Raw genomic sequence first — 15,144 nt, forward strand, 5'->3', positions numbered from 1 at the left:
GACGATGCTTAGTCCATTAACGGCTGCTGCGCAGGAGGCGCAGCCCGTTCAGGATGACCAAAATCGTACTTCCTTCGTGGCCGATGACCCCGAGCGGCAGCGCTACACCTGCGATGAAATTGGCTGCAATCAGTGTCAAAATGACGGTAATGGCAAAGATCATGTTTTGCTTCACGATGCGTTGAACCTTGCGTGCCACTTTGACGGTACCGGCGATTTCATCGATGTTGTCGTTCATCAGCACCGCATCCGCTACCTCCAGCGCGGTTCCGCTTCCCGAAACGCCCATGCCGATGCCGACGGTTGCCGTGGCCAGCGCCGGCGCATCGTTCACGCCATCCCCTACCATGACCACATGGCCGTAACGGGCACGCAGGTCCTTAATATGGGTAACCTTATCTTCCGGCAGCAGGTCGGAGAACACCATGTCGACGCCGCTTTGCTTGGCAATGACTTCTGCCGTCGCCTTACGGTCCCCCGTCAGCATCGCTACCTTGATGCCTAGCTGCTGGAGCCGCTTAACGGCCATGGCCGCCTGAGGACGGACCGCGTCCTGCAGCGCGATCATGCCCACGATGCTGTCCTCTTTCAGGATAACGGATACCGTTTTGCCTTCGGATTCCAGCGTGTTCCGAATGGACAGCCAGTGCTGGCGATTCTCTTGAACCGCGCCCAAGCTTTCATCATGATCGGAAATCGCACCCGAACGCGGATTTCCGGTCCCTTCATCCAGAATATCGCTTTTGCCTATTTTCCAGGTGACTCCCACAACTTCCGCCTGCATGCCCCAGCCAGTGATGGACTGACCGTTCTCTACCTGCTGCAGCGGTGCTCCCTCTTTCTCGGCCGATTGGACAATCGCTAAAGCCAGCGGGTGCTTCGACATCCGTTCGATGGAAGCGCTGATGCCAAGCAGTTCGTGCCGATCCCATCCCTCGCCTGCGATAAAATCCGTAACCACGGGTGTGCCGAGCGTCAAGGTACCGGTTTTATCAAATGCGACAACCGCCGTGCGCGCCATATTCTCGATGTGGGCGCCGCCCTTGAACAAGACGCCCTTTCGGGCACGATTGGAGATCGCCGACAGCATCGCTGGCATAATGGAAGACACCAGCGCGCAAGGGGATGCCACCACGAGAAACACCATCGCTTTGTAGAAGGTAGTATCCCAATCCCATCCCAGAACGGGAGTGGCCAGAACAATCAGCGCCACGGTCGCAATGACTACGACGCGGGCATAAATCGATTCGAACCGCTTGATGAACCGCTGCGATTCCGGCACCTCGTTCTCCGCTTCTTCCACCAGCCGGACGATCTTGGCGAACAACGTAGATTCCGCCGATTGGGTAACCTCAATGTACAGGACCCCTTCCCCGTTTAAGGTGCCTGTGAACACTTCATCGCCTACAGACTTATCAACCGGCACGGATTCGCCGGTAATGGAGGCCTGGTTAACGGAGGAACTGCCGCGATAGATTTTGCCGTCTGCCGGAATCAGCTCGCCCGGCTTCACCAGAATGAGATCGCCGATCTCCAGCTTGTTAATGGATACCGACACCATTTCCCCCTTCTCGATGCGAAGGGCCGTCTCCGGCTGCAGTTCCATCAAGGACGAGATGTCCTTGCGGCTTCTTTCCATCGTATAACTCTCAAGCGCTCCACTCAGGGCAAAGATGAAGATCAGCATCGCGCCTTCGTTCCAGTATCCGATCGCCGCAGCCCCCATAGCGGCAGCGATCATCAGCAGGTTCACATCCAGATCCCGTTCCTTGAGAAGGGTCTCGACGCCTTCTTTGGCTTTCACCCATCCGCCGACGGCGTAGGATATCACGTACAGCACAACGGAGAGCGGCTCAGACCATTGGCTGGTCAGCCAGGCCACCAGCATCAGCAGACCGCTGCCCAGCGCAGCCACTACCTCCGCATTGCTCAGCAGGCTGCGGATATCCCATTTCCCCGGCTGCCTCGGCTCACGCGGATCGGCTCCATTTTCTATTGTCGATATGCGTCCAGTTGTCGTTTGACTTTGTGTCCATTGCATAACCAATCACCTTCCTAGTTGAGAATGAAATCCATTATTACTACCCTTAAAATGACACATGCTGCCCCGGCTAGGCCGGAGCAGCATGCTAAATGAGAATGAGAATCATTTTTGAACTTATACAATTTATTTTCCTTCGCACAACTTTATATGTATCATACTCACTTTGCTTTCATTTGTAAACCATATTTTTCACGTCATTATAAATTCTGAAGAGCACGATCGGAGTTATTGTCCACACCTATGAGGCGGATGTGCTTCCAAACGTAAAAAAAGTCCTAGCGATTTCTTCGCAAGGACCTCTCTTATGAACCAAACCGTATAAAGCGCTCTCATTCCATCAATCGATGATCGTGGAACATCTGCGCCGCATTTCCAATCTCGCGCCCGTTATCCGTATGGCCGCAAGTTCCGAAGAATGACAGCATACCTCGTGTATGCCCTGCCGGTACACCATCCGCAAATCAGCAGTGCTTACGCCATGGATCCGGAGCGTCAACTGCGGCTTCGTTCGTCTGATTCGACTGATCATCTCCGAGAACGCCGAGACCTTCTGACCTGCTTCATCCGATGATGCGGAATTCCCTATTCCTTCGCAATCGAATACCAGCACATCGGCCAAACGGGCAATCTCCGCCGCAGCCGACGGACTCATTCCTTCGCCAAGCAGCGCCCCGTAACGGATTCGGACAAAACGCTTCTGATCCATCAGCGTCTGCTCCGCCACTTCTTCGATAAAATTATGGATCGATATAAACTCATCCGCATGTGCCGGACGGACAGCCAACAGCTCTAAATGGCAGTCTATGCCTTCCGCCCCGCACTGCTCCATCGCCCGGAACAAGGACTCAAGCTGAGCATCCTGCGCCTCGCGTAAATCCATCGTATTGGAAAGACGGGCATCTTGCAGCAAACTGATCGCGCATCGGGCTCCGGCTGCCGCTTGAAACACCGACACCCAATACGTCACCCATAACATAATGAGTCTCCGTCTTAACAAAGCGCTCTTCTCCGCGCTCCGTGAATTCAGCCATGCCGAATATACCTCCTGCAGCAGGCCATGCTGCAAAGCATCCTCACCGCGTATCAGTCCGATTCCCTGAGCACCCTGCTCGAGATCACGTGTTATGGATTCAGGATCCGCGGATCGGCTCATGACTTTCAGTCTTCGGTTCCTGTCACTCCACCCAAGCAGTCGGGTCAAGGAAGGTCTGTCCGTGCCGTTATGACGAATCCCCGAAACCCTGAGGGCTTCTTCAATGTCGTCAGGCGATGCCAGCAACAGCAATACCTCCTCATGGGTGACTCCTCCTGCCATAGCAAAATGCTTCAGCAGATCCGTCTCGGGAGAAAAATCGTTTGCCGTGATGTCCTCTGCTCCGATAAACTTCTTATCTTCCCATAAACGCTCTCCCAATTCACTGCCTGCTCCCCAATGCCTTTCCGTCATGGTTATCCTTCTACTCCCTTTCACCTTGAATTGGATAAACGCTTCTTTACAGGTTATTATGAAACAATTGGAAATATACAGCGCACGGGATAAACGCCGGCTGAAAAAATATCCGCTCCGGTCATTTCCCGACCCTTTATAATGGAGGAACGGGCCGAAGCGAGTAAACAAAGAGGAGGAATGGACATGCGAACCGATTATGGCCATTGGGACCCCGTCAGCGTATCGGAGGCTGCCGGGATTTTTGCGAAAATCCCTGTTCATTGGTATATCGCAGGAGGATGGGCGTTAGATCTGCATTTGGGAGAGCAGACCAGGGAACACAGCGATACCGATATCCTGATCCATCGCGAAGAGCAGGCCGATGTTTACGACGCCTTAGCCAAAGAATGGACGCTGTACAAAGCCGATCAAGGAATCTTGTCGTTATGGGAAGAAGGCGAGTACCTGCATTCCGTCGGGGACGTATGGGTCAGCAGGAATGATAAAGCTCCATTTGCATTCCAGCTCATGTTGACGGAAACCGAACAGGATTGCTGGGTCTATCACCGGCAACCGTCGATCCGAAGATCGCTTCGCGATATCTTGTTGAAGACAGACCAGGGAATCCCCTACTTGAAGCCGGAGATACAACTCCTATGTAAAGGAGGCAGCAGGAACATCCGCGATAAAGACGAGCGGGATTTCAGGACGGTCCTCCCCACCCTGGACCATGAGGCTATAGAGTGGCTGGCCCAATCGCTCCGCACGCAATTCCCGGAAGGTCATCCCTGGATCGACTACATCGAATCAACGGGGTAACTGCCGTGTGGCATCACAAAAATAGGGCGCCTTCCCCCAAGAGGGAAAGCGCCCTTTGTCTTACCTATCGATACAGCAGGATTGCCTTACTTCTGGCTGGCCGCAATCGCTTGTTCCAGATCGTACAAAATATCGTCGATGGACTCGGTCCCGATCGACAGACGCAGCAGTTCCGGATTGACGCCTGCCGTAAGCTGCTCGTCTTCGGACAGCTGTTGATGCGTCGTGCTGGCCGGATGGATGATAAGCGACTTGGAGTCGCCAACGTTGGCAAGGTGGGAGAACAGCTTCACGTTCTCGATCACCTTCTGCCCTGCTGCTGCCCCGCCTTTTATGCCAAAGGTCAGAATGGCGCCTTGGCCCTTCGGCAGGTACTTTTGCGCCAGCTCATACGAAGGGTGGCTCGGCAGCCCTGCATAGCTGACCCATTCCACGGCCTCGTGATTCTCCAGATACTTGGCAACCTTCAGCGCATTCTCGCTATGGCGCTCCACCCGAAGATGCAGCGTTTCCAGCCCTTGAAGCAGCAGCCAGGAATTGAACGGGGACAGCGACGCGCCGATATCCCGCAGCAGCTGCACGCGCGCTTTGATAATGTAAGCGATCGGGCCTACGGCTTCTGTATACACAACGCCATGATAGCTTGGATCCGGCTGCGTCAATCCCGGGAATTTGTCATTAACCGTCCAATCGAATTTACCGCTATCGACAATGACCCCGCCGATGGAAGTGCCGTGGCCGCCGATGAATTTGGTCGCGGAATGAACAACGATATCCGCTCCATATTCAATCGGGCGCAGCAAATACGGGCTAGGGAACGTATTGTCGACGATCAGCGGAATGCCGTTCTCATGCGCGATGGCAGCAACAGCTTCCACGTCCAGCACATTCCCCTGCGGATTGCCGATCGTTTCGGCGAACAGCGCCTTCGTCTTGCCGTTGATCGCTTGGCGGAAATTCTCCGGATCCGTGGAATCCACGAAATGGACCTTGATGCCCAGCTTCGCCAGCGTATTGGAAAATAAATTATAAGTGCCGCCATACAAACTTGAGGAGGAAACGATTTCATCACCTGCACCCGCGATGTTCAGAATGGAGAAGGTGATGGCTGCCTGCCCGGAAGATGTCGCCAGTGCTCCGGCCCCGCCTTCAAGCGCTGCAATCCGTTTCTCGAATACATCCGTGGTCGGGTTCATGATACGCGTATAGATGTTGCCGAATTCTTTAAGCGCAAACAGATTAGCCGCGTGCTCGCTGTCTTTAAACCCGTAGGAAGTGGTCTGGTAAAGAGGGACAGCGCGGGATAATGTGGTCGGGTCAAGCTCCTGACCGGCGTGAACCGCTAGCGTTTCAATAGAAAATTGGCGTTCTTCTGACATGGGTATTTCCTCCCTTTTCTTCATATGGAAAGTATGATCATTTCATAATTTCTCCCATTCTCTCATACTTTCCATTGTTTGAAAAGAGTGATAACCAACTAATTTCATCGGAATATAATATTTTATTTTGCGTGAGGTTTGAAAACCTCTTCATTCCTTCTCTTCTTTATAGACTTTACCCCACCCATAACCGGCTTCAAGGGACGTATCCTCGGGCATGCCCGGCAAGATCAGGCCGCCGTCAATACGAAGGTTAATGCCGGTAATGTAGGAAGCCGCATCCGAGCACAGCCAAGCGATGGCTTCCCCGATGTCCGACGGCGTTCCCAATCGCCCCAGCGGGATTTTGCTGCCAAGCGGCTCATCCTCCGCCGATTGCTCCGGCTTGTGAACCGTCGCACCCGGAGCGACGCAGTTCACCCGAATGCCATGCGGCGCCCATTCCAGCGCCAGCGATTGCGCCGCGCGGATCAGCGCCGCCTTCATGCCGCCGTAAATGCTGTCCTTGGGATAGGCTCTCTCTCCCCGGGAGGACGTGATGAAGATGACATTGCCCGGAATACCCTGGGCGATCATCTCCCGAACCGCATATTTGCTAAGCAGCATCGGGGCTCGAAAATCGAGATGAACGGTCATGTCCAGCGCGTCCTCTTCAATCTCCGTCAGCTCGTCATATAGGCCGATCCCCGCATTGTTCACCAACAGATCGATCCGGCCGAATTCCTCCAGCGTCTTTCGTATCGTATTCTCCGCTTCGCTGCGAACGGTCAAATCGCTCTGAATAATAAGCGGCTCCTTGCCATAGGTATGGCCGATGTCCTCCGCTACATCCACGATTCCTTCTTTGCTCGAATTATAGGTCATCGCCAGCCGGTATCCTTTTTCAGCCAGAACCTTGGCAATCCCTCGTCCGATTCCCGCGCCAGCACCCGTTACCAGCGCCACCTTCTCCGTTCCCTGTTTACTTACGGTTCCCATGATTTCTCGCTCCCTTCGGTTCATCCTTTCATGCACACAGTCGCTTGCCGCCGTTCAACGATGACGCGCACCGTGTCTACCCTTCCTTACCCTGTTCTGGAATGGATGATTGGCTTTTTCGGGATATCATCCGAACGAAACTTCGTCCATTTTCCTAGATTGTTGAATCCTTATCGAGGTTGAAAACGTAATGTATAACAATATGACGATTCCTATAACGATTAGCCGGAGGAGCGTGACCTTATGAGCTCTATGATCTGGATCATTGCAGGCGTTCTGCTAGCCGTATTCCTGATCATGATTCCCGTACAGTACCGCTATATTGCCGCATTGAAGAACGATCCCCGAAGGCAGGGGACCGATCAGGAAACGTATTACAACAAGATGTCCTTTCAGGAAGAACAGCTTCATTACAGTACGCAAGGGTGGTTCTGGCCATCTTCCATGGTTGCCTCGTGGATCTATAGCTGGAGGCATCGCGACAAAAAAACGACCAAGTAGGTTGCCGCTGATGATTCGATGAAACGCAAAAAATCATCGCCCCTGGCGGGCGATGATTCTCCATGTTCAGCACGACATTCAGCCGCGTCTCGCTAAGGCGTTCATATGCAGGAAAAAGGTGTCCTCCAGCGTAGGCGCCTTTTCCATGAACTCGGGACCTGGCTGCTTTTTCCCCATCAGCCTGACTCTCATCCGATGCTCCGTCATTTGAAAATGAATCAGCAGCTCCTGGGGTATCTGCTCAAAGTCTTCCAAATCGATCTCGCCTTCCCAGACGCTGGAGGCCACATTCAGCTTCCATTGGGTCGGCGAACCGATATACCGGAGGCGGCCGCGGTGTATCCAGATCACGGTGTCCGCCGCCTCTTCCCATTCGTTCAGCTCGTGGGCCGCAACGATCACCATACGGCCCCGGGCATATTTGGTCAGATACGTGATGAGAAATTTGCGCTCCTCCGCGTCCATGCCGTTCAAAGGCTCATCCAAGAACAGAAAAGACGGTGAGGCCAACAGCGCTTGTACGACGGCAATGCGACGCTGCACCCCTTGCGACAAATTCTTGACCTTGCTCTTGCGGAAAGGTTCCAGCCGAAAGTCCGCCATCAGCCCGTCAATAGCCTCCGGGTTAAACACGCCCTTCAATTCGGCCATATAGGTCAGCAGCTTGCCGACCTTCATATCCCCATACAGCTCGATATCCGCGGGAACATACCCGATTTGACTGCGGATCAGCGGCAAATGATCCCCTGCCCTGCGCCCGCTGTACAGGATCTCGCCTGCATCGGGCGCCTGCAGCGTGGTCAGCAGCTCGATCAGGGTTGTTTTTCCGGCGCCGTTCGCCCCCACGATGAGGTTCAGGCCGGATTGAATCTCCGCTTTCTCGATTTCAAGCCGGTACGTGCCTGCCTGCCGTTCCAGTCCTTCCAGCCTAATCATTCGCCAATCTCCAGGCTCCGTTCAGCTTCAAGCTGCGTCCGTAGGAAGAAATCAGCAGAATCAAGCCGATCACAAGCAGGGACATGTCCGTCAGCATTTTGCCGCTCATGGAAACGCCGTGGTCCACGATCTGGCCCTGTATCACGATCCACATGCCGTACACCAACACCGCCGAGATCAGCGAGTAGACCATGCCTTTGCGAAACAGCATATACATCGCGGCCCCTCCCGTCACCAGCAGAATGCCCATCCACTCCAGAATAAAGGGCCCGAATAAAAAGCGGGAGGATTCTGCCTGGATGGATCGAAGCCCGAGCGCAAGGGTACTGAGCAAGGCCATTCCAACAACGATGCCTGTCACGAGAAGCAAGCGGGTATACAAGACCAATGCCGGCGGGTAAGGGGTCAACGTCTCCACGGCCCGCATCCCTTTATCCCAGGTTCGACTGCTGAACAGCATCGATACGATCAGCAGCAGAGGGGTGATCAATGGAAAAATGCCGCCGGGCAATCCGGCAAATTGATCAAGCGGATATTCCGGATCGATCAGCATGACCAGCATGCAGAATACCGCGCCTGCCGTGAGCAGAATGGATCTTTGATTCAATCGAATCTGGCTCCGAAGGATCTGTTTCAATGAGGGCGGGTCGACCTGCGGATTAAAATCCAGCTTGGGAGACTCGGGCTCAATCCGGAGCTGATTGAACTCCCCCTGAAGGGACGCGATGAGCTGGGCCGTCTCATCCGGTGTCGGCGACGGAAGAGCCGCGCGTCTGAGCGGGCCGCGAAGCTCGTCTTCAAGTCTTCTCAATTCATTATCGAATGGATGATCCATGGAGATACACCTCACTTTCTTTTACTTTGCTCTGCGAATCAGACTCTTCCGACTTGGAGCGGTTCCGTACCTGTTCCTGAGGACTCTTCTCCCTCGTCCTTCGGGACGAAGGGACGGGAACCAAATCGGAATGCTCCATGGACAATGTTTTCTTCAGCTTTCTCAAGCCGTTATATAAATGCGTTTTGACCGTACTTAAGGGGAGGTCGACCAGGTCGGCGATTTCCTGCAGCTTCAGGTCATGAAAGAACCGAAGCGATATGACTTCCTGTTGTATATCGGGCAAGGTCTCGAGCGACGCCGCAATTTCGAGGGAAGTTTCCTGTCTTTCCACAAGCTCCTCCGCGCCCGGTTCAGGGTCGTATGCATCCGGCATTTCCTCACCCGCAAGACCTTCGGACCTGTAGGATGCGCTTTTCCAATAATCCTTGCACATATTGAGAGCGACGCGGTACAACCAGGAGCGAACATGCTCGAGCGTCCCGTGCTGCTTCAGATGCCGGATGAGCCGGATAAAGGTTTCCTGAACGATATCCTGGGCCTTTTGCCTGTCGGCCAGCCTCTGGGTCGTATAACTAAGCAGCGGACCATGGTACCTCGTCACCAGCATTTCAAACGCTTCCTGGTCGCCGGCAGCCATGCGTTCGGACAGCTGCTGATCGGAAATCATGCCTTCCCCCCCTTTCTACATGCATTCTCATCTTCCGTTATAACTATTTCTCAATTATAACCGACCGCGTGCAGGTGCATAGTCGTCATTATTTGACATTCATCATGGCATCCCACTTCTGCTGCCACTCTTTGTACGTGATCGGCTTCTCCGGTCGTAAGGCCGGGTTGCGTTCGGTGTCGGGAAGCATCAGTCCCTGCCCATAAAACTGCACCAGCACCTCTTTGACCTGATTCCCTCTGCCTTCCTCCAGCGCCTTTCTAACCTGTCTGGCCATACTTATGCCTATTTGGTTCTGGGGATCCTCCCCGCTTCCGTTTTTGAACAACAGCTGCTGTACCGACCGGAGATTTCCGTAAGCCGATCTTAATTGTTTATCGCTAAGCCCTTTCTCCTCGACGTAATACACATACCAGAAGAGACTGCTGATTTTTCCGCGCACGTCTCGTTCCGGATGCTCAAAATTATAATGGAACGCACCCTGGTTGCCGAACAGAATCGAGTTCATCCATTCGCCGGGCAAGTTCGCGAAGTTATAGGTGTAGTGGTTTGAAGACAGAATCAGGCGATGATTCATCTGAGGGTAATCAAAGCCTTGGCCCAAATACAAGATCTTCTCGACGCTGCTGTTGAACTCGGGTATCCACTCGGAAAAATAGTCATACTTCTTTTTCATATCTCTCAGCAATGTTACGGATGCCTTCTCCAGATATGGCGTTGTCACGATGGTAATCGGGAGATCATTCCGGTGGATTTCCTTCCAGAATTGTCCCCCGTACAGAGAGATATTCTGCTCGATCTCCCTGTCCTCAAACCGCTGGTAACCCGGCTTCCGCTCCAGCTCTTTCATTCCTGTGTACAAGGGTTGCGGATAACCTTCCACCACCAGCTTCATCTCTCCGTCAGAGTAGCGCAGCTTCCCGTATTGCCAGCCCAGATAAACGTATTTCGATGAAAGATCTCCGTTGTCGCTCTTTAAATATACCTCCTGATGACCGGGAAGCGGATACCAGGCCATATGTCCCTCCAGCTTAACTTCAGGCCCCACGCTATAGGCCGCAAATTCCTCATCGGAGTAACCGGCCATAAAATCCATCACCTTGCCCCTATAATCCAGCTCGGCTTGAAGGTCCCCTCCCTTGGCATCGCCAACCATCCTGATCGATATCCGCTCTCCCTGTCTGCGATAAGGAGCATCGATGCCCTGAAGCTGGACACGTTCAAGCTTGAACATCCGGTTCAAGGTTAACGGCAGCTGCCTCATGCCCGATATTTCGGAGGCTGGTATCGTTAGCTTCGCCGTCACGCGAAGCTCGTCGTTTGGCAGCCGTTTCAGCTTGATGTCATAGGAAGACACATGATAGAAAGCTATATTTTCAGGATCATCGACATAAGAAATCGTGGGGTCCTCCAGCTTCGCATCAATTTGGGCATACCGTTCCGCCCAAAGCGTGCCGTAGGGCACGGCGGCGGCTGCCGTCAACACGACAGCCCCCAGCACGCCCAGCCACCCTGCCTTTTTCAGCATCGTAGGGCGCTTCGAGTTTAACAAGAACAAACACACCGACAGCAGCAGGAAGGTGAAGGCCAGCACGAACCAACGGGACAGCTGGATATCCTTGGATAGTAGGTCATACCCCCAATTATCATATTCAAACCGATTGGATTGAAGGAAGAATTGGTTAAGGTGAAACACTTGGGCCGGCATCCATCTTAATTCGCTGATGAAATAAATTTCCATGAAAAACGTTCCAAACATCCATGCACAGAAACCGATCAAATACACGATCCGATTCGGTATGCTTGCCCCGAGGAGCATCGCTAGCGCGAGCGTCACCATATAGGAAACCTCATACTGCACCGCGAATTGCATCGTATGCACCATCGCGATATCACCGGCTATCCCTTGGCTGACCGACAGGATATAGAATATAACCGACGTCGAGAGGGTAAACAGTGAAAAGTACAGCAAGCCGACCGCATATTTCGACGACAGCAGGGTGAAGAAGGACACAGGCAGGCTGTGGTTCCATTCAAACGACCGACGGCGGACATCCCGCCGGATGGACAAGATGCCGATTAACATCGCCGGACCCAGCGTCATCGTATGACCCAGCATATGAAAGGAATACGCAGCCGAATACAAGTTATGATTCGGTCCGTTTCCGCTTGCAGCCTGCAGCATGATGATGATGAACAGAATCGCGTAGAGGACCGGAAGCGAGGCAAACAAGGGATTGCCGAACAAAAGCCGCAGCTCCAGCAGACTATGCCTCCACCACTTATGCATGGCGATCCCTCCGCAGCAGAGCCAGATAGCCGTCCTCCAGGGTAGGATCCGCCGGAAACGCGCCTGTCACTGGAGCCGCTGCACTGATAAACCGGCATAACACGCCTTCCGGTACCGTTCGAGTGGACACGACGGACATGGGATCCATCAAGGCAAATTCTTCATGGCTCATCACCGTTTCCCACACTTGTCCCTTCCCGCAGGCCTGCAGTTCGGGCAGGCTGCCGTTCATGGCCAATCTCCCCTTGTTCATTACGGCGATGCGACGGCAGTTGCTCTCGATATCCGCTACGATATGAGTGGATAACAGGACCGTCCGGTCGATGCTGAAACGGGTTAACACATTCCGGAACCGGACACGCTCCTGGGGATCCAGCCCCGACGTCGGCTCGTCTACGATCAAAATATCCGGGGAACCGAGCAGCGCTTGGGCAATGCCCAATCTTTGCTTCATGCCCCCCGAGTACGTACGCACTTTTTTGTCCGCCTTCTCCTGAAGATTGACCATCTCAAGCAGCCTGGAGATCTCCTTCAGCCTGGCGCTCCGGTCCGTGATCCCCTTCATGGCCGCCACATAATCCAGATAATCTCTGCCGGTCAGCTGCGGGTAAATGTGAAAATGCTGCGGCAAATAACCGATCATCTGCCGAATCTCCTCCGGCCGTCCAAGGGATATTCCGTTCACCCTCACCTGCCCGGAGGTCGGCGTCAATAAGGTTGCCAGGATGCGCATTAAGGTTGTTTTGCCGGCGCCATTGGGTCCTAGCAGACCCGTCATGCCTTTATCCAATTGTAATGAAACATCCAAGAGCGCCCAGGCGCCCTTGCGATAGGTTTTTGATAGATGCTCAATGGTAATCATTCTAGAATCCTTTCACCATGTACGATTATGGCATAAGCCGCGCGGTTTACGTTCCTTGGAACGAACCATCGCTTCAAAAAGTTTGACATTCTCCAAGGTTTGACGCCAATTTATTGATAAAGTACAAATAAGGTACAAAAAAGCCCGATATCCTTAAAGCGGATTGCGGGCATGAACTATTTCGCCTGACGTCAGGCTCTTATCCGGTTATTATAACATGCGGGAATGCGGTTCATCCGTAAATCTTCAGGCCGTAAATATTTCATGCCCCAAAAGATTAACGGGATAGACCATTCACACGCTTATCGCTCCCGGTGTTACCGGTGAGCCTCATATTGGTTGGCGCGGCTGATCGCCTGGATCGATTGGATGTCCTGCGGCGATAAAGCTTCCATATCCCCCGCAGCCAGGTTATGCAGCAGCTGTTCAAGCGAGCTTGCCCCGGGAATGGTGCAGGCAACAGCGGCATGGGCCAAAGCATAACGAATCGCCAGCTGGGACAAATCCCGGCCTTTTCCAAACGCTTCAAGCCTCTTGAGCACGTCGAGCAGCTCTTGTTTACTGTAATCCAGGTATCCCTTCTCGGCTTTGGCTTGTCCTCGGTCCGACAAGATGCCGCGGGCAACGGGCCCCCGGGCTATCGCGGATATTCCGTTCTCCTCAAGCAGATCAAGGACCGTTTCCTCCGGTCTCCGGTCCAGGATGCTGTACTGGCTCATGACGCTGACGATATGGGATTTGGCGACATACTTGCGGATGACGTTCGGCCGGATGGACGATATGCCGTAATAACGAATCCACCCTTCCCGCTTCAATTCTTCAAAAGCTTCAATCGTCTCTTCGATCGGATCATCCAGCGTCCCCCCGTGAAGCTGATACAGATCGATATAATCCGTACCCAGTCTGCGCAGACTGTCCTTAACGGCTGATTTGATGTAGTCCTTTGAAGGATCCCATACCCAGCCCTCCTGTCCCGGCACGCGGCGGTTGCCCACTTTGGTGGCGATGATGACGTCCTCGCGCCGGCCCTGAACCGCTTTGCCAACCAGTTCCTCGTTGCGGCCTTCATCGTATAGGTCCGCCGTATCCAGAAAATTCACGCCCCGATCCAACGCTTCATGAATAAGCTTCACCGCTTGTCCTTCGTCCGTACCCAGCGACATGCAGCCCAGCCCGATTTCGCTTACATACAATTCCGAAGAGCCCAGCCGATTGGTTTTCATCGTTCATTCTCCTCCTCTTCCATCATGATGAATAAGGTTCTACCTCTTTACTTACCCTAAAATATCGATCCAGATCTTGACCGCCGTCACCGCAATGAGAAGAGCCAAGGCGTACCTCAGCAGGCGGACGTTCATCTTGCGGCTGATAATCGCGCCGATGGGGGCACCCATCAAGCTTCCGGCAACGGCAAACAGGGACGGCCAAATCGGAATGTCGCCCGAGGCGATTTTGCCGATAACGCCCCCGACCGCCGACAGAAAGACGATCGCGAGCGAGGATGCGATGGTGATCCGCGTCGGGATCTTAAGAACCGTCAGCATAATGGGGATCAGGATAAAGGCGCCGCCGGCCCCGACGATTCCGGCAATGCCGCCGACAATAAAGGCAGCTCCCATTGCAATCCATGCATGGTAAGTCACCTCGCTCACCGATCTGTTCTCCATGGATGCCCGGGTCGGCACGATCATCAATAACACCGCGATTACCGCCAGAAATCCATAAATCACGTTAATCGTTCCGCTCGTCATGAGCATCGAGGACAGGCTCCCGATCAGACTGCCAATCAGGGTACTGGCCCCCATCTGGATGACCAATCGCTTGTGAACGTACGACTCACCGCCGCGCGAACTCATCCGATTGGTTAGCATGCCTGACAAGGAAGCAAAAAATACCTGCAGCATACTGATGGATGCGACCTCCTTGGAGGTGAAGGCCTCCAGTCCAAACCAGGAAGGTACATATAGAAGCAGGGGGAAATTAATGATCGCCCCGCCAATTCCCAGCAACCCTGAGAAAAAAGAACCGATGATACCTATAAAGACCATGACTACAAGTTGCACTATCAAGGTGATCGATCTCCGTTCATTTGATATCGTGGCCGGGCACATTGCTATTGAATGTGCCTCGCTGTTGATTTATAATAAACCCAAGTATTTGTATCGGAAATTAAGGAGGTGTGTGGTGATCATGTTGAATAAGCTGAAATTTCTTTTCCAGGACCGCTGTCCCGACTGCGAGCAGAAGCTGATCTCCAGGCAAGAAGACATGGCAACGATCAAGCACTGCCCGGATCACCACTACACCGAAGAAATATATAACCAGCTGGGCGTTACGATCGTGTATCATCCCAGCAAAGACAATGGTTCAACATGATTGATTTCATAATCGTTAACAAAAC

At 53.4% G+C, this 15,144-nt stretch carries 14 protein-coding genes; 3 read left to right on the forward strand and 11 right to left on the reverse strand.

Annotated features, from left to right (window positions below):
* Window positions 1-16: 16 nt before the first annotated feature.
* Window positions 17-2,041, reverse strand: coding sequence for a heavy metal translocating P-type ATPase (locus BMX45_RS26505; RefSeq protein ID WP_090913228.1), 2,025 nt, complete (start codon window positions 2,039-2,041; stop codon window positions 17-19).
* 340 nt (window positions 2,042-2,381) lie between these two features.
* Complete coding sequence (locus BMX45_RS26510; protein WP_090913230.1) at window positions 2,382-3,491, reverse strand: PEP-utilizing enzyme, TIM barrel domain protein; 1,110 nt, start codon at window positions 3,489-3,491, stop codon at window positions 2,382-2,384.
* A gap of 186 nt (window positions 3,492-3,677) precedes the next feature.
* Here BMX45_RS26510 and BMX45_RS26515 point away from each other — a divergent pair, with 186 nt between their 5' ends.
* A complete protein-coding gene (locus tag BMX45_RS26515) occupies window positions 3,678-4,292 on the forward strand; it encodes a nucleotidyltransferase domain-containing protein (protein ID WP_090913232.1) in 615 nt (204 codons plus the stop codon).
* A gap of 86 nt (window positions 4,293-4,378) precedes the next feature.
* On the opposite strand, the gene BMX45_RS26520 is transcribed toward BMX45_RS26515, so the two are convergent.
* Both BMX45_RS26520 and BMX45_RS26525 read right to left on the reverse strand, forming a co-directional pair.
* The gene (locus BMX45_RS26520) at window positions 4,379-5,671 is read right to left on the reverse strand and encodes a homocysteine synthase (RefSeq protein ID WP_090913235.1); all 1,293 of its coding nucleotides are present in this window, start codon (window positions 5,669-5,671) and stop codon (window positions 4,379-4,381) included.
* Between the two features lie 150 nt (window positions 5,672-5,821).
* Window positions 5,822-6,649, reverse strand: a complete 828-nt coding sequence (locus BMX45_RS26525; protein WP_090913237.1) for an SDR family NAD(P)-dependent oxidoreductase — start codon at window positions 6,647-6,649, stop codon at window positions 5,822-5,824.
* Between the two features lie 243 nt (window positions 6,650-6,892).
* On the opposite strand from BMX45_RS26525, the gene BMX45_RS26530 reads away from it, so the two are divergent.
* On the forward strand, window positions 6,893-7,150 hold the full coding sequence (locus BMX45_RS26530) for a DUF3949 domain-containing protein (protein WP_090913239.1): 258 nt from the start codon (window positions 6,893-6,895) through the stop codon (window positions 7,148-7,150).
* A gap of 78 nt (window positions 7,151-7,228) precedes the next feature.
* On the opposite strand, the gene BMX45_RS26535 is transcribed toward BMX45_RS26530, so the two are convergent.
* The 7 genes from BMX45_RS26535 to BMX45_RS26565 all read right to left on the reverse strand — a co-directional run bounded on the left by BMX45_RS26535 (window position 7,229) and on the right by BMX45_RS26565 (window position 14,812).
* Entirely contained in the window at window positions 7,229-8,086 is an 858-nt protein-coding gene (locus BMX45_RS26535) for an ATP-binding cassette domain-containing protein (protein WP_090913241.1), read from the reverse strand.
* Window positions 8,079-8,921, reverse strand: a complete 843-nt coding sequence (locus BMX45_RS26540; protein ID WP_015737511.1) for a hypothetical protein — start codon at window positions 8,919-8,921, stop codon at window positions 8,079-8,081. The genes BMX45_RS26535 and BMX45_RS26540 overlap by 8 nt, the downstream gene beginning before the upstream one ends.
* On the reverse strand, window positions 8,902-9,591 hold the full coding sequence (locus BMX45_RS26545) for an RNA polymerase sigma factor (protein WP_090913244.1): 690 nt from the start codon (window positions 9,589-9,591) through the stop codon (window positions 8,902-8,904). Before BMX45_RS26545 ends, BMX45_RS26540 begins: the two co-directional genes overlap by 20 nt.
* Window positions 9,592-9,679: 88 nt before the next feature.
* Window positions 9,680-11,881, reverse strand: a complete 2,202-nt coding sequence (locus BMX45_RS26550) for an ABC transporter permease (RefSeq protein ID WP_090913246.1) — start codon at window positions 11,879-11,881, stop codon at window positions 9,680-9,682.
* Window positions 11,874-12,743, reverse strand: coding sequence for an ABC transporter ATP-binding protein (locus BMX45_RS26555; RefSeq protein ID WP_090913248.1), 870 nt, complete (start codon window positions 12,741-12,743; stop codon window positions 11,874-11,876). Before BMX45_RS26555 ends, BMX45_RS26550 begins: the two co-directional genes overlap by 8 nt.
* A gap of 317 nt (window positions 12,744-13,060) precedes the next feature.
* A complete protein-coding gene (locus tag BMX45_RS26560) occupies window positions 13,061-13,966 on the reverse strand; it encodes an aldo/keto reductase (RefSeq protein ID WP_090913250.1) in 906 nt (301 codons plus the stop codon).
* A 51-nt stretch (window positions 13,967-14,017) separates the two neighbouring features.
* Window positions 14,018-14,812 (reverse strand): sulfite exporter TauE/SafE family protein, encoded by a 795-nt coding sequence (locus tag BMX45_RS26565; RefSeq protein ID WP_081746330.1) that lies wholly within the window; start codon window positions 14,810-14,812, stop codon window positions 14,018-14,020.
* Between the two features lie 121 nt (window positions 14,813-14,933).
* Between BMX45_RS26565 and BMX45_RS26570 the strand changes: the two genes are divergently transcribed.
* The gene (locus BMX45_RS26570) at window positions 14,934-15,119 is read left to right on the forward strand and encodes a hypothetical protein (protein ID WP_015737517.1); all 186 of its coding nucleotides are present in this window, start codon (window positions 14,934-14,936) and stop codon (window positions 15,117-15,119) included.
* The last annotated feature ends 25 nt before the right edge of the window (window positions 15,120-15,144 follow it).

The sequence above is a fragment of the Paenibacillus sp. cl141a genome (assembly GCF_900109305.1).
Taxonomy (GTDB): domain Bacteria; phylum Bacillota; class Bacilli; order Paenibacillales; family Paenibacillaceae; genus Paenibacillus_AQ; species Paenibacillus_AQ lautus_A.